General features: G+C 42.0%; 17 protein-coding genes. 3 read left to right on the top strand and 14 right to left on the bottom strand.

The features are described 5' to 3' along the window. The first annotated feature begins 93 nt into the window (after positions 1-93). On the top strand, positions 94-1,485 hold the full coding sequence (locus ACOOE0_RS08405; RefSeq protein WP_420402024.1) for a dipeptidase: 1,392 nt from the start codon (positions 94-96) through the stop codon (positions 1,483-1,485). A gap of 71 nt (positions 1,486-1,556) precedes the next feature. On the opposite strand, the gene ACOOE0_RS08400 is transcribed toward ACOOE0_RS08405, so the two are convergent. Further along, entirely contained in the window at positions 1,557-2,759 is a 1,203-nt protein-coding gene (locus ACOOE0_RS08400; RefSeq protein ID WP_420402023.1) for an NAD(P)/FAD-dependent oxidoreductase, read from the bottom strand. Positions 2,760-3,094: 335 nt separating this feature from the next. On the opposite strand from ACOOE0_RS08400, the gene ACOOE0_RS08395 reads away from it, so the two are divergent. Then, positions 3,095-4,195, top strand: a complete 1,101-nt coding sequence (locus ACOOE0_RS08395) for a DUF4407 domain-containing protein (protein ID WP_420402022.1) — start codon at positions 3,095-3,097, stop codon at positions 4,193-4,195. Positions 4,196-4,234: 39 nt separating this feature from the next. Here the strand turns inward: ACOOE0_RS08395 and rfbD are convergent, their stop codons facing one another. The 4 genes from rfbD to rfbB are packed head-to-tail and all read right to left on the bottom strand — an operon-like array spanning position 4,235 to position 7,588. Continuing rightward, complete coding sequence (gene rfbD, locus ACOOE0_RS08390) at positions 4,235-5,104, bottom strand: dTDP-4-dehydrorhamnose reductase (RefSeq protein ID WP_420402021.1); 870 nt, start codon at positions 5,102-5,104, stop codon at positions 4,235-4,237. Positions 5,105-5,118: 14 nt separating this feature from the next. Further along, a complete protein-coding gene (gene rfbC / locus ACOOE0_RS08385) occupies positions 5,119-5,667 on the bottom strand; it encodes a dTDP-4-dehydrorhamnose 3,5-epimerase (RefSeq protein WP_420402020.1) in 549 nt (182 codons plus the stop codon). A gap of 3 nt (positions 5,668-5,670) precedes the next feature. Next, a complete protein-coding gene (gene rfbA, locus ACOOE0_RS08380) occupies positions 5,671-6,531 on the bottom strand; it encodes a glucose-1-phosphate thymidylyltransferase RfbA (RefSeq protein WP_420402019.1) in 861 nt (286 codons plus the stop codon). Between the two features lie 19 nt (positions 6,532-6,550). Beyond that, the gene (gene rfbB, locus ACOOE0_RS08375) at positions 6,551-7,588 is read right to left on the bottom strand and encodes a dTDP-glucose 4,6-dehydratase (RefSeq protein ID WP_420402018.1); all 1,038 of its coding nucleotides are present in this window, start codon (positions 7,586-7,588) and stop codon (positions 6,551-6,553) included. Positions 7,589-7,806: 218 nt separating this feature from the next. Between rfbB and ACOOE0_RS08370 the strand changes: the two genes are divergently transcribed. Next, positions 7,807-8,940: a hybrid sensor histidine kinase/response regulator gene (locus ACOOE0_RS08370; RefSeq protein ID WP_420402017.1), complete on the top strand. Its 1,134-nt coding sequence runs from the start codon at positions 7,807-7,809 to the stop codon at positions 8,938-8,940. On the opposite strand, the gene ACOOE0_RS08365 is transcribed toward ACOOE0_RS08370, so the two are convergent. From ACOOE0_RS08365 to ACOOE0_RS08325, 9 genes are all read right to left on the bottom strand, one after another. Continuing rightward, the gene (locus ACOOE0_RS08365) at positions 8,937-10,145 is read right to left on the bottom strand and encodes a glycosyltransferase family 2 protein (RefSeq protein ID WP_420402016.1); all 1,209 of its coding nucleotides are present in this window, start codon (positions 10,143-10,145) and stop codon (positions 8,937-8,939) included. The two genes, ACOOE0_RS08370 and ACOOE0_RS08365, sit on opposite strands and share 4 nt — an antisense overlap. Positions 10,146-10,389: 244 nt before the next feature. Further along, positions 10,390-11,028, bottom strand: coding sequence for an acyltransferase (locus tag ACOOE0_RS08360; RefSeq protein ID WP_420402015.1), 639 nt, complete (start codon positions 11,026-11,028; stop codon positions 10,390-10,392). Between the two features lie 10 nt (positions 11,029-11,038). Next, positions 11,039-12,232, bottom strand: coding sequence for a glycosyltransferase (locus ACOOE0_RS08355; RefSeq protein ID WP_420402014.1), 1,194 nt, complete (start codon positions 12,230-12,232; stop codon positions 11,039-11,041). A 1-nt stretch (position 12,233) separates the two neighbouring features. Further along, a complete protein-coding gene (locus ACOOE0_RS08350) occupies positions 12,234-13,391 on the bottom strand; it encodes a glycosyltransferase family 4 protein (protein ID WP_420402013.1) in 1,158 nt (385 codons plus the stop codon). 6 nt (positions 13,392-13,397) lie between these two features. After that, the gene (locus tag ACOOE0_RS08345; protein WP_420402012.1) at positions 13,398-14,606 is read right to left on the bottom strand and encodes a glycosyltransferase; all 1,209 of its coding nucleotides are present in this window, start codon (positions 14,604-14,606) and stop codon (positions 13,398-13,400) included. 9 nt (positions 14,607-14,615) lie between these two features. After that, the gene (locus ACOOE0_RS08340) at positions 14,616-15,584 is read right to left on the bottom strand and encodes a UDP-glucuronic acid decarboxylase family protein (RefSeq protein ID WP_420402011.1); all 969 of its coding nucleotides are present in this window, start codon (positions 15,582-15,584) and stop codon (positions 14,616-14,618) included. Between the two features lie 11 nt (positions 15,585-15,595). After that, positions 15,596-16,948, bottom strand: a complete 1,353-nt coding sequence (locus tag ACOOE0_RS08335) for a UDP-glucose dehydrogenase family protein (protein WP_420402010.1) — start codon at positions 16,946-16,948, stop codon at positions 15,596-15,598. Positions 16,949-16,987: 39 nt separating this feature from the next. Next, entirely contained in the window at positions 16,988-18,949 is a 1,962-nt protein-coding gene (locus ACOOE0_RS08330; RefSeq protein ID WP_420402009.1) for an LruC domain-containing protein, read from the bottom strand. Between the two features lie 126 nt (positions 18,950-19,075). Further along, positions 19,076-19,972 (bottom strand): glycosyltransferase family 2 protein, encoded by an 897-nt coding sequence (locus ACOOE0_RS08325; protein WP_420402008.1) that lies wholly within the window; start codon positions 19,970-19,972, stop codon positions 19,076-19,078. Positions 19,973-19,982 lie beyond the last annotated feature (10 nt).

The raw sequence follows: 19,982 nt of genomic DNA, 5'->3' as shown, positions 1-19,982 counted from the left end.
AGGAGTGCAAATATAAATCAATTTTCCGATTAGTAAATACTCTCTTTTTAAAAACTTGTTTTTTGTACATTTAGTACCCTTATAAAATGCTAAATGGAACAAATAAAAAACTACATTGAAACCCATAAAGACCGCTTCATAAGTGAATTGGTCGAACTACTTAAAATTCCCTCAATAAGCGCTGATACCGCTTTTTCCCAAGATGTTTTGGAGACCGCCAAAGTTGTGGAAAAATCCTTGATTGAAGCGGGTTGCGACCAAACCGAAATTTGTGACACCAAAGGATACCCTGTGGTTTATGGGGAAAAAATAATAGATCCAAATCTCCCCACCGTGCTGGTCTATGGCCATTACGATGTGCAACCTCCAGATCCACTGGAACTTTGGACCTCTCCCCCGTTTGAGCCGGTCATAAAGAAAACCGAATTGCACCCTGAGGGGGCAATTTTTGCAAGGGGAGCTTGCGATGATAAAGGTCAGATGTACATGCATGTAAAGGCCGTGGAATTTATGATCAAAAACGACCAATTGCCCTGCAATGTCAAGTTTATGATTGAGGGTGAAGAAGAGGTGGGAAGCGATAGCTTGGCCGACTTTTTGGAATCCAACAGAGAAAAACTGTCCAATGACATCATTCTTATTTCAGATACGGGCATGATGGCCAATGATGTTCCCTCCATCACCACGGGTCTACGCGGATTGAGTTATGTAGAGGTAGAGGTCACTGGCCCAAATCGGGATTTGCACTCCGGTATTTATGGGGGAGCCGTGCCCAACCCCATTAATGTGCTGAACAAAATGATAGCATCCTTGCACGATGAAAACAACCATATTACCATTCCCGGATTTTATGACAAGGTGGAAGAAGTATCAGCCGAAGAACGTGCAGAAATGGCCAAAGCTCCTTTTAGTTTGGATGCCTACAAACAAGCTTTGGACATTGCCGATGTGCATGGGGAAAAGGGCTATACCACTTCGGAACGTTATTCCATCCGTCCCACCTTGGATGTGAACGGTATTTGGGGTGGATACACAGGTGAAGGAGCCAAAACTGTGATTGCCAGTAAAGCCTACGCCAAAATATCCATGCGCTTGGTCCCAGATCAAGATCCAGATGAAATTACGGAACTGTTTACCAAACACTTTGAATCCATTGCCCCTGCAAGTGTGAAAGTTAAGGTTACGCCCCACCACGGTGGTCTTGCCTATGTGACAAAGACCGATAGTATTGGATATAAGGCCGCGGCCAAAGCATACGAAACCACTTTTGGCAAGACTCCCATACCCGAGCGTACTGGGGGCAGCATTCCCATTGTAGCTCTTTTTGAGCAGGTTTTGGAAAGCAAAACCATTTTAATGGGCTTTGGTTTGGACAGTGATGCCATTCATTCCCCCAATGAGCATTTTGGAGTTTGGAATTACTTAAAAGGGATTGAGACCATCCCCTATTTTTACAAATACTATACAGAACTTATGTCAACCTAAGATTTGGTCGCATATTTCATAACAAGCAAGGGGCAACTTAAAAAGTTGCCCCTTGTTGAACTACAACCAACCTAGGGTAATTGAGAATACCCATTTCTTGTTTTCCAAAGGAAATATTTCTCAAAAAGTACTTTGGAAAAATCATACAGTACATTGGGAATCATTATTGCAAAATTTCTGGGTTTAAAAAGATGATCGCTGATAATGATCACTTCCTTTTTCCCAGCATCCATTACACAGATTCCTGGAATTTTTCCCCAAGCTTTTTTCTTTAGTTTGGTTTTACCTTGGGTTACCCTTATAATATTTTCAGCCACAATCTTTCCCGTTTCATCTGATGGATACCCTGTTTTGGGTCCAGAGAAAGGAACCTTGCCCGGTTTAAAAGGAAGTTTTACATCCACCGCAATCCCTGCGGCCCAAATATTGGAAAATTTAGGGTGACGGTAATCCTCACCAACAGGTAAATATCCTGTTTGGGTAGGTTCAAGCTCTGGTGAGTTTTGGACAAAATCAACCCCTATAAAAGGTGGCATAAGCATGGTAAAGCTACTATTGATCGTTTCCCCAGAGGTTAAGGTGACCGAATCCTTCGAAACCTCTTTAATCCCTACCTCTGTCCTGTAATGAATATGGAATATTTTCATAAAGGTTTTCAGCATGGTTTCTCCCCCCGTCATTCCATCTATTCCAAAATGTCCCAAAAAAGTTTCTGGCGTAACCCAATACAAGTCCACTTTTTTCCTGATTTTCTGCTCCCGTAACCACTTTTCAATATTAAAGAGGAATTCATAAGCCGCTCCCATACATCCTGCATTCTGCGTTGCCCCAATAACTACCGGCCCTGGGTTCTTCTTGAATTCCTCAAGTGCCTTTCGGGTTTTCATTGCTCCATTGGGAGTACCTATGTAATGTGCATACTCGCCAACTCCCGGAGCCACATCGTACTTGACCTTTGGTCCAGTGGCAATCACCAAATGATCATAGGTAAAATCACCCTTGGTCGTCATCACCGTTTGCAATTGTGGATCTACCTTTAATGCCTCGGCTTGGATAAACTCTACTCCTTTTTTCCTAAGAATAGAATCTTTCCTAAAGGATATATCCCTTATCTCCCTTCTACCAAAAGGTACCCAAATCAGTGATGGTATAAACAAAAACAGCGGGGATTTGTCAATTACCATTACCCTGTGGTCCTTTTTTCCCTTTCTTTTGATTTCCAAAGCGGCGGTCATACCTGCGAAGTTTCCGCCAATTACTACCGTTGTTTTCATGACCTCTGTTTTAGTACCCCAAAATTACCTTGTTCCCCCACCAAATACAGTAACACAAGTCACACAACATCAAATTTTAGAGGTAATGGCTAACAGCAAGTCATTCAGGTTCAACAGATAATGAATGATAAGCGTATTTTACCCTTTATTTTCACTTAGAAAATAGTTTTGAATCTGCATTCCATGTGATTTGTGTAACAAATTGTTCAAAACTGCGTTCTAATTACATCGCTTTTAAATTTCAAAAGGCCAAATTCCTTCCAAACCAACCTTCCGTGGGAGTATTTGACCCAAAAGCGGTATGCAGTCAAGTACAAACCTAAACGAGCACTATCATGTTACAAGGCTTTTTTATTTTCTGTTCAGGAGCGGACACCCAAATTTTAGAAACTTGTTCCAATGGGGAACGCAATAAGTATGCTGGCATTGGAGCCACAGTATTCTTTACCGCTGTGATGGCCTTTATTGCCAGTGGCTATGCACTTTATACTGTTTTCGACAACATTTACACAGCCATTTTCTTTGGATTTATATGGGGTCTGCTGATTTTCAATTTGGACCGATACATTGTGTCCACCATCAAGAAGAGAGACAGCTTTAGAAGTGAATTGCTCCAAGCCACACCCCGAATTATTTTGGCCATGATCATTGCGGTGGTGATTTCCAAACCGCTTGAAATGAAAATTTTTGAAAAGGAAATCAATCAGGTTTTATTAGAGGAGAAAAACGCCATGACTTTGGCCAATCAAGAACAAATTGCTTTGCAATACACTCCGAAAGTGGAGGCGCTCAATCAAGAAATTGGGACCCTAAAAGCGGAAATAGCCGCCAAAGAAGCGGAAACCAATACCCTGTATGACATCTATATTTCCGAAGCCGAAGGTACAGCGGGAACCAAATTGCTGGGCAAAGGTCCAGTATACAAGGAAAAACGGGAAAAACATGATGCCTATTTGGCGGAATTGGTCCAACTTAAAGAAACCAATGGACAAAAAATTCAGGCTTTGGAAAGCCAAATTGCAAGCTTGGGTGTGGACTACAACACTGCAGTAACCGACTCACAACCCATCATTGATGGTTTTGACGGGCTCATGGCGCGAATCAATGCCCTTGGAAAACTTCCATGGTTTCCATCCTTCTTCATCTTTTTATTGTTCCTGGCCATAGAAACCGCCCCCATAATTGCCAAACTACTGGCTCCCAAGGGTGAATATGACTATAAGTTTGAAGAACAGGAAAGTGTAGTGGCCACCTGGGTAACCCAAAAAGTGGCACAACGCAAGTTGTTATTTTCAACAGACGGTGAGCTTAACCAAAAAATCTATGAGGACATCAAAGGAGAAGAAGAGTTGTATCGTTACAAAAAGGAAAAGGCGGAGGAATTACTTCGCTTGCAAGCGGATGCCTTCCATAATGTACAAGTCAAGGGACTCTAGATTCATATTGGACCTAACCGTCGATTTGAATTGAAACAGTTAGATATTTATCTTGGAATATGCCTTTAAGGCAACTGAAAGGCTATCCCTCCAGTGCGGAATTTGCAAGCCAAAGGTTGTTTTGATCTTGGATTTATCCAACACACTGAATTTGGGTCTTTCTGCGGGTGTAGGATATTCTTCAGAACGAATGGGTTTTAAATCCACATCAATCTTGTACCCGTCAAAAATAGCTTTGGCAAAATCGTACCAACTGGCCACCCCTTCATTACTATAATTGTACACGCCATACTCTATACTATGGGCGTTGATGATATGAAGCACAACTTCTGCCAAATCCAAGGCATAGGTAGGTGTGCCCACTTGATCATATACAACCGAAAGTTCATCCCGATCTGTTCCCAACCGAATCATGGTCTTCATAAAATTATGGCCAAATTCTGAGTACAGCCAAGAAGTTCGGAGAATAAAATGCTCTTCCAAATTATTGATAATGGCCCGCTCCCCTTTGTACTTGGTATCGCCATAAAACCCAATGGGTCGGGCAATATCTTCTTCTAAGTACGGGGTTGTCATAAAGCCGTCAAACACAAAATCTGTGGAAATATGAATAAGTACTGTATTACTTTCATTGCAATTGAGGGCCAGATTTCTAGCTCCGCTGACGTTTACCCGATAGGCCAATTCTTTTTCCGCCTCGGCTTTATCCACATTGGTAAATGCTGCACAGTTAATGCAATACGCATAGTCTGACGAAATCAGCTCTTCGTTTACCGCATCAAAATCAGTGATATCCAGCTCGGACGAGGACTTGAACACAAAGTCCAAACCTTGTACTTTGCCTTCGTCTACCAATGCCTTAAAAGTGCTTCCTAATTGTCCGGATGCGCCTGTGACCAATATTTTCATAGTTTACTTTTCATTTAATGTGGAACCGCTTCCTTGAAAACTGGGAGAACCTTGTCTTTATCCGATATGATCAAATCCTCTTTGTTCAAAATCCAGTCAATATTAAAGGTTGGATCGTTATAGATGATACCCCCTTCCGACTCGGCATTATAGAAATTATCGCATTTATAAGAGAATTTGGCCGTGTCACTTAAAGTTACAAAACCATGCGCACATCCTCTGGGAATAAACATTTGTTTTTTGTTTTGGGAGGAAAGCAAAGTGGAGACCACCTTGCCAAAAGTTTTGGAGTTGGGTCTTATATCAACGGCTACATCCAGTACCTCACCTTCAAGTACACGGACCAGTTTGGCCTGTGCATGCTCCCCTTTCTGAAAGTGGAGTCCACGGAGCACCCCTTTCACCGAAAAGGACTCATTGTCCTGCACAAAATAGGGTTTGGCGCCTGTCAACAATTCAAACTTCTCCTGATTATAACTTTCCAAAAAGTAGCCTCTTTTGTCTTCAAAGACCTTGGGCTCTATGATAAAACAACCTTCTATTTTGGTTTGATGTACTTCCATGGGCTAGGCTAAAACTTCCAATAATTTGGCACTGTAACCGCTCTTTAAAAAAGGCTCGGTTAATTTCTTAAACTGACTTTTGGTAATGAAGCCCATCTTATAGGCCGAGGATTCTATGGCGCCAATTTTTAGTCCTTGTCTTTCCTCAATGACTTGCACAAACTGCGAGGCCTGCATCAAGGACTTGAAGGTACCTGTGTCTAACCAGGCCGTTCCGCGGTCCATTATGCTTACTTTAAGTTTACCTCTTCTCAGATATTCTTGGTTGATGTCGGTTATTTCCAATTCACCTCGAGCACTGGGCTCAATGTTCTTGGCTATTTCCACCACATCATTATCATAAAAGTAAATGCCAGGAACCGCATAATTCGATTTTGGCTCTTTAGGTTTTTCCTCTATCGAAATTACATTGCCTTCCTCATCAAACTCTACTACCCCATACCTTTCAGGATCGTTCACGTGGTACGCATAGATAATACCTCCATCTGGGTCGTTATTGGATTGCAACAGGGTTTCCAATCCGGTTCCATAGAAGATGTTGTCGCCCAAAATCAGGGCCACTTTGTCGTCCCCAATAAACTTTTCCCCAATGATAAAGGCTTCAGCCAAACCGTTGGGCTCATCCTGAACGGCATACTCAAATTTACAGCCATATTTTCTCCCATCGCCCAACAAACGCTGGAACATAGGTAAGTCATGGGGAGTGGAAATAATCAATATTTCCCAAATTCCCGACTCGATCAGCGTGGAAAGCGGATAGTAGATCATGGGTTTGTCATAGATGGGCATCAGCTGTTTGCTCACCGCCAAGGTAATGGGGTGCAAACGAGTTCCTGAGCCACCTGCTAATATTATTCCTTTCATGTCTTCGGGGTTAATTGTCCTAAGCCAGACTTTTTGTTTTGTTTTGGATAAACTTGTTTAAATACCAATCTATGGTTTTGTCTATACCACTTTCAAAATTTTCATCTGCCTTCCATTTTAGGTTGTTTTCTATTTTGGAAGCATCAATGGCATATCTAAAATCATGACCTGCCCTATCCTTAACATAGGTAATCAATTCCTTGTAAGAAGTTCCATCGGCCTTAGGATGTTTTTGATCCAACAATTGGCAAACGGTCTGGGCAATGTATAAATTGTTCCGTTCATTCCGTCCACCAATGTTGTACGTTTCCCCAGAAACACCATTTTCATAAGCCAGGGCAATTCCTTTACAATGATCCAGCACGTACAACCAGTCCCTAATGTTGGAGCCATCGCCATAAATGGGAACGGCCTCACCAGATAATGCTTTTCTTATGATGGTAGGAATTAATTTCTCATCGTGTTGTTTGGGCCCATAATTGTTGGAACAATTGGTGGTCACCACGTTCATACCATAGGTATGATGGTAGCTTCTGACAATGAAATCGGAAGAAGCTTTTGACGCACTATATGGACTGTTGGGTGCATACGGAGTAGTCTCCATAAACAAACCTTCCTTGCCCAAAGTACCATATACCTCATCAGTGGATACATGGTGAAATCTTGAATTCTTATAGGCTTCCTTATAAACCCCTGGACTTACCATCCAACGATTTTTGGCAACATCAATCAGATTAAATGTCCCCAAAATATTGGTTTGCATAAAAGCATCCGGGTTGGAAATGGAATTGTCCACATGGGATTCCGCAGCAAAATGGATTACCCCTGTTATATCATATTTTTCAAAAATCTCCTCAATGAGTTTTCGGTCACAGATGTCCCCTTTAACAAAGGTATATCGGTCATGGCCTTCCACTTCCTTAAGATTGTCCAAGTTTCCTGCATACGTTAGGAGGTCTATATTGACCAAATGGATATCGGGATTTGCTTCCAAGAAATAGGGGACAAAGTTGGAACCGATAAATCCTGCCCCTCCGGTTACCAAGATATGAGTCATGAAGATTTTATTTAATTACTTGTTTTGTAAATATAATCCTACTTTTTAACCGCGTTCAATTTATGTTGTGAACAGCCGGTTTTTGTTGGTGGAACACTTTAATATAGGTTTAAACGCCATTTGAACCTATTTATGGGTCTTATTCTATGGGCTTTGAAAGGTATTCCTATCAATCCTAAAATCTTTTTCCTACTTTCGTATAGGTCTTTATATCTTAAATGGAAAACCAAGTTACGGAAAAACCCTATATCCTTGCCGTTGACGACGAACAGTTGAACCTGGAACTGCTTCGGTTTATCTTAGAGCGATACAACTTTGAGTTTGAAGGCACTAGTGACGATGACTATTTCTTTGAACTTTTAGAGACCCGAAAACCAGATCTCATTCTTCTTGATGTGATCATGCCACGTATTGAAGGCTTTGAACTCTGCGAAAAGGTAAAGGAGTTTGAAACGTATCGTGATATTCCCATTATTTTTCTCACGGGCAAAGTCAATGTGAAGGACAAAATCAAAGGTTTTGAAGTTGGAGGGGTGGATTATGTAACCAAACCTTTTAATGAACAGGAACTGGTAGCCCGAATACAAACCCACGTAGAACTGGTTCGCGCCAAAAACCAAATTGAAAAGCAAGCCAAAAACCTGCAGCAATCCAATGATTTGAAGGATCGAATGTTTTCCATTATAGGTCATGATCTAAGATCTCCCTTGAGTGCAGCAAAATTGAAAATGGATTTTATCATGCGAGGTATTATTGACCCCAAAGCCGATAATTTTCTGGATGAAACGGTTTACGATCTTCTCAAGACCATGGATGAGGCCTTGAACTTGCTTCAAAATTTATTGGGTTGGGCCAAATCTGAAAGTGACCAAATCCAAATGATTCCTGAAAAATTGGATCTTAATGATCTAGGGGAGCAAACTTTTAGGCTTCTCAAACTGGGTAGTGATCACAAGCATATTGAAATGCAGAACAATATTCCTGCAGAGACTTTTGCCTTCGCGGACAACAACATGATCAAGACCGTATTGCGAAATATTGTGTCCAATGCGATTAAGTTTACCCCTGTGGATGGTCTCATCAAGTTAAATGGTAAAACCAGCAAAGACAACATTGTTATTGAGATTGTTGATAATGGAAATGGCATCCCCAAGGAGGATATCAAGAAAATTCTGAATCCCAACGAACACTTTAGCAAACTGGGAACCGAGAAAGAACCTGGCACTGGATTAGGTCTTATTCTTTGTCAGAACTTTGTTCAGAAAAATGGAGGTGCCCTAAAGATCAAAAGTGAAGTGGGCAAAGGCAGTACTTTTTATTTTGATTTACCCATCTATTCGGAACAAGATTAAGCTACAACTTCAGACTGCACACCTCGTTTTGCACGTTCCCATTTCACAGACTGATTTCCCTTCAAGTATCTTCCAAAGCCTAAAAACACGGAAAGGTTCATGACAAAAAAGTAGTACGGGATAAAAAGAACCTTCAATCGAATTTGTCGGTTTTCCAAAAACCAGCCCAACAAGGCGGCTGCATAAAACAATACTTGTCCCCAGAACAGCAAGCTGAACAAACCAAAGTCAAACAAGCCTTCGTGTTGGGCTAGCATGAAGTTCATGGGTATAATCAGCAACAACAACAATGGGGTCAACGTCCAACGTAAAACACGATGGGAAATGTATTGGAAAGATAAGGTTCCATACTTGAAGAAATTCAGCAATGGACGCAACCTCACCACGGATTGAATTCCGCCTGCTGATATCCGAATTTTTCGTTTTAATTCTTCCTTTACATTGGCCGAAGCGGTTTCAATGGCATAGGCCTCTGGATTGTATTGGATGGTATAACCGGACATGGCCACCCGTAAGGAAATCATAAAATCGTCCAGCAGCGTATCTTTTTCAACTTCCTGCCAAAGGTCTGTGCGAATAGCAAACAATTCCCCTGCGGCCCCAACTACGGAGTACAATTCCGCATCCCATTTTTTAAGCTGGGATTCGTATTTCCAATACATTCCCTCTCCAGCACCGGCCGCATTATCCGATTCCTTGGCATAGATTCGTTTTTCTCCTGAAACACAACCTACTTTAGGGTTACGGAACAAACGCACAATCTCCTTGATGGAATTCTTCCCTAAATCCGTATTTGCATCGGAAAAAATAATAATAGGGGTTTTCACAAAGTGCATTCCCCGGTTCATGGCAGCAATTTTTCCAGCTCTTTCATCTTTATGGTATACCTCAACTCCATCGTACTTGCGAAGCAGTTCCGGTGTACCATCATCCGAACCATCGGTTACCCAGATTTGTGTCACTTTATCCTGTGGATAATCCAAACTCTTGGAGTTTTTCACCTTTTGATCTAGAAAATCCTTTTCATTGAAGGCGGTTATAAACAACGTGACCTCAGGTTGATAACCCTCGTTTCCAGTAAAAGGTTTACCCAAACCCAATAAACGCCTAAGTTTTATTATGGCAAACAACAAAATGCCGTATCCCAAATAGGAATAGAAAATTATAAATAATGAAATCCAGAATACTACTTTTAAAACCTCCATTACTTTTCTTTTATTTCAGGATTTGCTCCTGAATGTTATTAAGTCATTCCCTTAGTCTTTTGTTCATTTTGTCTTGATACAAAACGAACCAAAAAATCAAGATGATTTCAAGGAAATTTTTGTTCCCTTGTCACAAAACCGTTGATAGATTTTTCGCTACATGCTTTTTTTCGCCCAAGCGAAACGCACTTCCGCTCCATCTCCAACTATTTCTGTGAAATCCCTTTGTTGCATTTTCCCATTGTTATACAGCAACCAAACTTTTTTTAGCAACTTTTTCCCATTCCCCTGTGCCGTGATTATAGCTCTTTACCACTCTGGCCGGATTACCTACGGCTACTGAATAAGGCGGAATATCCTTGGTAACCACACTCCCACCTGCTATAATGCAATGCTTCCCTATGGTCACTCCAGCCACTACCACACAATTGGCCCCAATCCAGGTTTCCTCCTCTACAACAATGGTTGCGGTGGATACCCCTTGGGCATGTATGGGTTGGGTCACATCCTCGTAGTTGTGGTTTAGTCCCGATAAGACTATGTTTTGTGCCAATCGCACATCGTCACCAATGGTTACAGGACCAATAATGGTATTGCCCAAACCAATTCGGGTACGATTTCCAATTTTTACTGCTCCCACACCATTATTGATAGTAGAAAAATCCTCAATGGTGGAATTGGACCCCAGCTCAAAAGTATTCCACGGAAGAACATCCATTCGGGTTCTTCTGCATATTGTGGCACCCTTCCCCTTTTTATGATAAAAGGGATTGACAAACCACCGTACCCAACGTCTGGGCCTAGCCTGATTTTTGGGAACCAACATCCAGTGTACCAATCCTTTGATCTTTGCACTGTTCTTTATTTTGTCTTTTAGTCCCATAACACCTGTTTTAAGCTGATTTTTTTATGGCCTCATAAATGGCCTTCACATTGTTTTCCCAAGTATGACTTTGGGCAAAAGCAATTCGTTTGTTCCGCAGTTCTTCGCTGTTTTCTTCCAAAGCTTTTTCAGCCAGTTGGATATATTCTTCTTTGGTACTTCCCAAGTACACATGCTCTTGGAACATTTCCATAGCCTTGGTCTTGGTGGCCAAAGTGGGCTTCCCCATGGCCAAATACTCATCAATTTTCCTTGGATAGTTTCCAATGGTCCAATCGTTGACCACCTGGGGATTCATGGCAATATCAAAACCCTTTACATAGGCTGGAAGCTCGGAAGCATCTTTACTCCCGAGAAAGAACACATTATCTAGTTGGTGCAAATCAGAATTTTTAAAATCTTCATCTTCGGGACCTACCAAAACGATACTCCATTCCTTTTTGGTCTTGGCCATATACTCCAGTAGTTCAATGTCCAAACGCATACTGGTCAAATACCCAACATAACCCAAAACGGGTCCTGGAATATCTTTGAATTCCTTGGGAATTTCTATGGTATTGTCTTCATCATTGAACAAGGAAACATCACAACCCTGCCCCACCATATAGCTGTTCGCGTTATACTTGGCTCCATATTCAGCATACAACGTAGAGTTGTTTACCACGGTATCCGCAAGTTCAATAACCTGGGGTTCAATGCGCTCCCCATGCCTTCTCCAATAGGGTACCTTTATCAGGTAATCCCGCATGTAATAGGTATAGCTCTGTGGTTTCAAAAGTTTTTTAAGGTGCAATCCCAAAAACATGGAGCTATCATTGAATAGCAACACATTTTGGAATTTTAGTTGCTCCATCGCCTCCAAAATATCATTGGAAAAAAGCCTGGCATTTCTCTTGTTGAGTTTTTTAAACAGGAAATGGGAGGGAATCCAGTTGATGGATTCCGTCAAGGATTTAGGATATAGGTTCCAAAGATTATCCGAAATGGGAACCAAGCCCGTGTCTTCACCTTTGGCGATCCGCAACCTTTTTTGGACTTTTTCCGAATTTCTATCCCTTCTTAGGGTAGCTCGATCCAAAGGTGGATTCACATAGAGTACCCTATTGTGTTTTGCAAATTCAGTTGCAATGTTTTTACAATTGCTTCCAATTTCAATATCCCAGGCCTGAATACCTACCACAATGATGTCCTGTCCTTTGATCATTTTAATTTTTGTTAAGTTCCCCATATACCTCCTCGTACAATTTGAGCACATTCTTGGCCATGGTATCCCAGGAAAATTCCTTGGCTCTTTCAATTCCCTTTTCAGACAGCAATTTGGCTAGCATCTTGTCCTCCACCAAGCGCCTCATGGCTTCGGTGATTTCCAAAGGTCGCGTTGGGTCCACAATCAATGCAGCTTCATCTCCCGCTACTTCGGGCATGGATGACGTATTGGATGTGATTACCGGAACACCACAGGCCATCCCCTCCAAAATGGGAATCCCAAAGCTTTCGCGAAGCGAAGGATACAGGAAAATGATCGCCTGATTGATTAATGCGGGTAAATCAGAATTTGGAACATATCCAGTAAGATGAATGAGCTCCCTTATTTCGGCAGCGTCAATGGCATTCAACAGTTTTTGCAGTTCTTCCTCATCATAATCCAGCATTACCAAACGGTATTTGTTTGGATAGATCTTGTTGAAATCTGAAAAGGCCTTCAGTACCCCTTTAGTATTCTTTTTTGGGTCGGTATTTCCCAAAAAGAAAAAGAAATTATTCGGTAGTTGATATTGTTCTTTTATCCGGTTCAATCGTACCGGATTGGCCACTTTTTTAAAGTGCGCCCCTACTCCGTTATATATGGCTGTTAATCTATCGTCCTTAAACCCAAAGTGTTTTTTGATACGCTCTTTCTCGTAATTGGATACGGTTATGACCTTCCTACTTCTTCGAATGACAGGTGGCACAAAATATCTACGGTACATATTGCCCAATCTTTGGTACCATGTACCTTCTTTGTTGAACAGGCTAATGCTCTCCAGATAGATAATATCGTGAAGTGTGGTTATCAACGGTACGCTTGAAAAAAGAGGTCCTGTATTACTCGTGCAATGCAGCACGTCACAGCCTTCTTTTTTGGCTGCCCTTGGCAAAACCAGTTGTTCCCATCCTGGATACCCCCACCTGGATTCCAATTCCACAATCTTGAAATTATCGGCCTTGGGAATACAACCATCATCAAAATCGGGTCTAACAAAAATCACGTATTCATTGATCGGGTCAATGTCCTGTAAGCTCTTGATCAATTCCAAGGCCACCATGTCCATTCCGTGCTTCTTTTTCCTAAAAAGTCGCTGTCCTTCTATTCCGATTTTCATCTCTGATTATTGGGGGTTAATGGTTCCATGCTGGGTATGGATAAACTTTTTATTGGCCCCTTTGAGTTTGAAAAGCGAAAGGAACATTAAGAAAAATGCTTTGGGTAAGGTGAGCACGGCCCGCAATGTGCTCGCACTGTAGTATTTTTTAGGTATGGCAAAAACAAATGCCAACATGGTAAGTCCAAAACTTATATACCAATACATGGCCGGCACCACCAATAGGTTATTGGGTAAAACCAGATTGATCACGAGGTAAAGTCCACTGAACATGGTCACCAATCCCAACAATAAAACTCTGGGAGGCGATACCATCTGATACACCTTATCAAAGAAATCGATGTTCCCTTTGGTAAAAAGTTCCCTTAGACCAGGAACAAAATATCTGCCAAAGTATATAAACTGGGCAGACAGCCAACGTTTCCTTTGGTTGGCAAACACCTCCGATTTTTGAACTTTTTCGTCCAAAACCAGGGCATCGTTCAAATATTCGATCTTGGTTCGGTTCTTCAGCAATTTCAACTCCAATTCCTTGTCAAATCCACCTACGGCATTTACATGGGCCATGGTATGCTTGAAGAAATAGTAGTCAAACGCCATTCCTGATCCAATCAAGGCCGATGAAAGCCCCAATACCCGATGTCCTTTTCTAAAGATGTGGTTATTGACTTCTTCACTGATGGCGTCCAAAATGGCAAAAGAGGTATTGGTGTTTTTGGCAATTCGATGTCCTTGAACAACCCTATACCCTTGATTGAATGCCTCATTGACTTTAGCAATGAAATCCCGTTCCATAATATTGTCCGCATCCAAGATCAAGGCCACATGATATTCATCACCAATAACCTCCATGGCTTTGTTCAGTGCCTTGGACTTGGTACTTTTCTCAAAGGAGACCTCAACCAATCTAATGGGAAGCTTTTTTAGTTCTTCCAAGGTCGACGCCTGAAATGAATCGGCAATGACCACCACCTCATAGAGATGGGAAGGATAGGATTGCTCCAGGGCCTTTTGGGCCACTTCCACAATTACACTGTCCTCTTTGTACCCGGGAATCAGCACCGCAAATTTTCGCTGTTTTACGGATAAGGTATCACGGGTTTTGGCCTTAAAAAGTCCAGCCACTGAAAAAACAACGACATATATGGATGCAAATCCAAAATATCCCAACAACAGGATTTCCAAACCGTTGATTATGATTTTTAGTACATCCATTGGGTTCTTTTATCCGGCTACCAATTCCTTTATCGACTGCTCTTTTAGCAGATTGTCAAAATACTCGATGGTTTTACCAAGACCTTCACGAAGATCAACAGACGGGCTCCAATCAGTTAACTTTTCTTGAGCCAGTGAAATATCCGGCTTGCGTTGCATTGGGTCATCCGAAGGTAACGGCAGATGTACAATCTTGGATTTAGATCCTGTAATGTCGATTATATTCTCAGCCAATTCCAACATGGTAAATTCACCTGGATTGCCAATATTGATTGGCCCGATAAAATCGTCTTCCGTACCCATCATCTTAATCATCCCGTCAACTAAATCGCTTACATATTGAAAGCTTCGTGTCTGGGTTCCGTCTCCAAAAACCGTGATGTCCTTACCTTGCAAGGCCTGCATGATAAAATTGGATACCACCCTACCATCATCCGGCTCCATGCGGGGTCCGTAGGTATTAAAAATCCGAACGATCTTCACCAAAACGTCATTGGAATTGTGGTAGTTCACAAATAGGGATTCGGCACATCGTTTCCCTTCGTCATAACAGGAACGGATTCCTATTGGGTTCACATGCCCCCAATATCCTTCAGGTTGTGGATGCAGTTCTGGATCCCCATAAACCTCACTGGTTGATGCTTGCAATATTTTGGCTTTGATCCGTTTGGCCAATCCCAACATATTTATCGCCCCCAAAACAGATGTCTTAATTGTTTTGATGGGATTATGTTGGTAATGCACTGGTGATGCCGGACAAGCCAAATTGTAGATTTCATCCACTTCCAAAAAGTAGGGAAGGGTAACATCATGACGGACCACCTCAAAATAGGGGTTGTCCATTAAATGTACGATCTTGCTTTTTCTTCCTGTGAAGTAATTGTCCATGCTAATGACCTCGTTTCCTTCGTTCAAAAGCCTTTCACAGAGATGGGAACCTACAAAACCTGCTCCCCCGGTTACTAATATTCGTTTCATCTTGCCCCTTTTTAAATTTTTACGGTCTCTTCCTTATCGCTTACAACGGCATCCCTACCAATACTGTAATAGGTAAAGTCCAGTTCTTCCATTTCCTCGGGATCGTAGACGTTACGGCCATCAAAAATGGTCTTGTTGATCATCAGTTTTTCCAAGATCCTAAAGTTGGGCATCCTGAATTCTGACCATTCCGTTACCACAATCAATGCATCTGCATCAATGATGGCATCGTACTCGTCTTTGGCATATTCAATCTTGTTGCCCAAAATGCGTTCAGCTTCCTCCATGGCCACAGGGTCATACGCCCTAATGTTGGCGCCCAACGCTTTTAACTCGTCAATGATTACCAAGGAAGGTGCTTCTCTCATATCATCGGTTTTTGGCTTAAAGGCCAATCCCCAAAGACCAAACTGTTTTCCTTTTAGGTTTTTCCCAAAATGTCGCTTGATTTTCTCTATCAACACGGATTTCTGTCTGTAGTTAACACTCTCCACAGCTTTTAAAACCTCCAAAGAGTGCCCATATTCATCTGCAGTTCTAACCAAGGCTTGTACATCCTTGGGAAAACAACTACCGCCATATCCTGTTCCAGGGTAGATGAACTTGTTGCCTATTCTGGAATCTGAACCAATTCCTTTTCGAACCAAATCTACATTGGCCCCAACCAATTCACATAGGTTGGCGATATCGTTCATGAAACTGATCTTGGTCGCAAGCATGGAATTGGCCGCATACTTGGTCATTTCCGAAGAGAAAATATCCATAAACAACAGTGGGTGACCGTTCATCAAAAAGGGCTTGTACAAGCGTTTCATAACCTTTTCGGCTCGTTTGCTTTCCACTCCAACCACAATACGGTCTGGCTTTAGGAAATCATCAACGGCACTTCCTTCCTTTAAAAATTCAGGATTGGATGCCACATCAAAAGGGATACGTACATCCCTGTTGACCAACTCTTCTTCAACGGCTGCTTTTACTTTAAATGACGTTCCAACGGGAACGGTACTTTTGGTAATGATTACTTTGTAATCTTCCATGTGTTGACCTATTTCCCGAGCCACTCCAAGAACATACTTAAGGTCTGCGCTCCCATCTTCATCAGGTGGGGTTCCCACGGCAATAAAAATGGCATCACTATTCTTGATTCCCTTTTGTAAACTTGTGGTAAAGGAGATTCTTCCCTTATCCATGTTACGTTCCAAAAGGACATCCAGGCCAGGTTCATAAATGGGAATCTCGCCATTGCGCAATTTTTCCACCTTTTTTTCATCAATGTCCACACAGACCACATTTATACCGGATTCTGCGAAACAAGTACCTGTCACTAATCCTACGTAACCTGTACCAATAACTGTTATGTTCATAATTTGAAGTGTATTTATGGTTTGTTATATCTTTTTTCTCTATCTCACGTACCAATCCAAATCTTGAGTGCCTCCTGAGTTCGCCCAATTGACAAACTTGGGATACGCAATGGTTATGGGAATGAACTCTTGCGGAGGAACAAAATCATCCGAAATGTTCAATGCCCAAGGCAGGTTGGTATCTGTTTTATAAAATCGATTTTCATTGGCGTCGCTATCATCTGCCGATGTACCCAAAAAGCCAGCTTTGCTGGTAGGGGTGTGATCTGGCAAATGAACCTCTTTAGTCCTATCGGCCCCTGCAATCAAAAAAGGATTGAACGGTACCATCCCCAGGTCTGAATAGCTCACTGGGGTGTTAAAATCTATTCCCAATTCAATGGTTTCACCTTCCATCAGTATCACGTTGCCAGCTACAAAAACTACCGTCTCATTAACCGCTGTGCCCGATTCTGTTCCGTTGGCATTTAGATTGATGTAATCGGCATTGATCACTTGGCCTTGAACATCTTCTACCAGAGAAGGGTCAATAGGGAAAACCAATCCAAATCCATTCTGAAGGGATCCCCCAATATTATCAATGGTGTAGCTTGCCTCAATCCGTGTAATGAGGTTGGAAGCATTGGTTATTAAATTGTAGTTATAGGTAACCACCAGGTCGTTAAAATCATAATCCCCTTGGCTGGGCCATAAATCCTCATAGGCCAAGACACCCGTTAAGTTGGCGGTTGTGGAAAAATTATTGAACGCCTTGTTCACGTCAAACGGAAACTCGTCCAGCTCGTCGTTTACCCCGTCCCCGTCCTCATCATTGGCAGGAATCAAAGCAACCACGTTGGTCAATTCTATAGATTCCACGGGATTTGCGCGGGCGTAGAAGACTGCGTCATTAAAGTCATCATCTGAACCTTGGTCTCTCCTCAAATCCTCAAAGGCCAAGAAATTGATTCCCCTGGCGTTGTCATATAACTGCACCATATGGGTGTTTAAATTCGTATTTTCTGGATTGAAGCTTGGTTCGGAATAATAAATGCCATTCCCGTCACCGACTCCTGAGCCTGTCCACCCATTGGCCACCACAAACCAAGAAATTACCGTATTGGGCTGAAAACGTCCAAGATAAACTCGGTCTCCAGGCACCAATCCTCCAGACGACCCAACCATGGATACGTTTGGAAAAATAATATGGTGTGCTGTAATATCGTCAACAGTGGCCGGGGCTTCTCCGACGGGATAGGAGTAATAGCCCAAGGCGTTTCTGTATCCTGCTCCTTCGGACACAAAGGTTACCCATACATCTGCCAAATCTGTGAGAACCATACTGGTCTCGCTGGTATTGGCCAAAAATTGTGGGTTGGCAATGGGCACCCTACTGTACTCAGGCAGGGAAGCGTTGATATCATCCAAAAGATTTTGTTGGATCACATCGGGTAGTTCCATTTCTGTGGGCACCCCTTGATTGTCAAAACCCCCTAGAAAAGTGTAGGGTACTTTACCAGTCAAATTGGAAATAACCTTGTTGCTTAAGATGGAAGGAGCACTCTTATTGCTTGTTGACCTTTCATATAAGGGTCTATAGTCAAAAGCGACAGATCCATTTTGGATCTTCAACCGCACGTCCTTCGTCAGTCCGATATAGTCTGAGTATAACAAAATGCTATCGGCTTGTGCCTGAACCACAAAGTCTTGCTCATAATGTCCGTTAGTATCAAAAATGGCCCTACCAAACGGAATGCTGTCCTGAGAACCTATCTTACTATACAATGAAAAAACTGCCTTGCTCAAAAAGGAAGGAACATCCAAAGTAACCCGAACCTCCTGACTGGTAGAATAGTCAAAATCCGCTGAAACTTGAAAAACCGCCAAAGGATCTTCCTCTTCCGGTTCCTCTCCTGTTGTTGGATTATCCACTGGGGGATCCAAATCCTTCTCGCTTACACAGCCAAGATTCAACACAAAAATGGAAAGCAGCATTGCAAAGCCGAAATTTCTAAATACCATTGTAAATTTCTTTTTTGTAAATATTATCCTACATTTTAATAAAGAAAAGTATTTGTTGCGTACAGCCTGTTTCGTGTTGTAAATAAGAGGCTGGCATACATATATCAGGTAGTTACTTCTCTTACGCTAGACCTGATTTACTGTTTTCCTGTGCGTTAGGTTCCAAGTGACGGCTCGCCAAAATGCTTTTAAATGTTCAAACTCTCTTTTGACCAAAAACTTTAGACTGTTTTTAGGAATGGAAATAAAGCCTTGGAACATTAGGCTGATAAATAACTGGAATGGTTTAAAGTTCCTTCGCGCAAAGAGGATCCTATTCCGCGAAATGTAGTATGTTTTGAGGGGACTGAATTTCCCAGTTGAAACGGATTCTTTATGTAAAATATACGATTGGGGTTGGTAGTAGATTTTATAGCCAGCACGTTTCACCATTTCGGCCCAGTCGTGCTCCTCATAGTACAGAAAGTAGATTTCTGTCATCATTCCCACCTTTTCCACAACCGTTTTTGGAACCATCATGGCAGCCCCATGTATGGATTGGGTCTCCCCTGGTTGGTCAAAGGAACCATCATCCTTTTGATGGTATCCAATACTATTATTTCTTATAGTCCAATGACTCATGGGCGTATAGCCTGCATATTGGATCAAAGTGGGATCCCAATGAAATTTGATCTTGGGACTCACCATTCCAATGTTGGTATCCGCTTGCAACGTTTGCACCAGCGGTTCAATAAAATTCGGAGGGACAATGGTGTCGTTGTTGATGAACAACAAATATTCTCCCGTGGCTTGTTTTACCCCCAAATTGTTGCCTCCCGCAAATCCCAGGTTTTCTGGACTTTTGATTAAAGTAATCTCTGGAAATTTTTCCTTGATTGCATCTGGCGTATCATTTGGAGATGCATTATCCACCACAATGACCTCAATATTTGGGTAGGTGAGTTTCCTTATCGATTGTAATAAATCCAGTGTCACCTCGGATTCATTGTAGTTAATGGTTATGATTGAAACAAGTGGTTCCATGATTTGTGTT

Origin of the sequence: Flagellimonas sp. (genome assembly GCF_965215805.1) — a bacterium.
Lineage (GTDB): Bacteria > Bacteroidota > Bacteroidia > Flavobacteriales > Flavobacteriaceae > Flagellimonas.
Note: the sequence above shows the minus strand (reverse complement) of the source record. Positions and strands in the feature narration are given on the sequence as shown.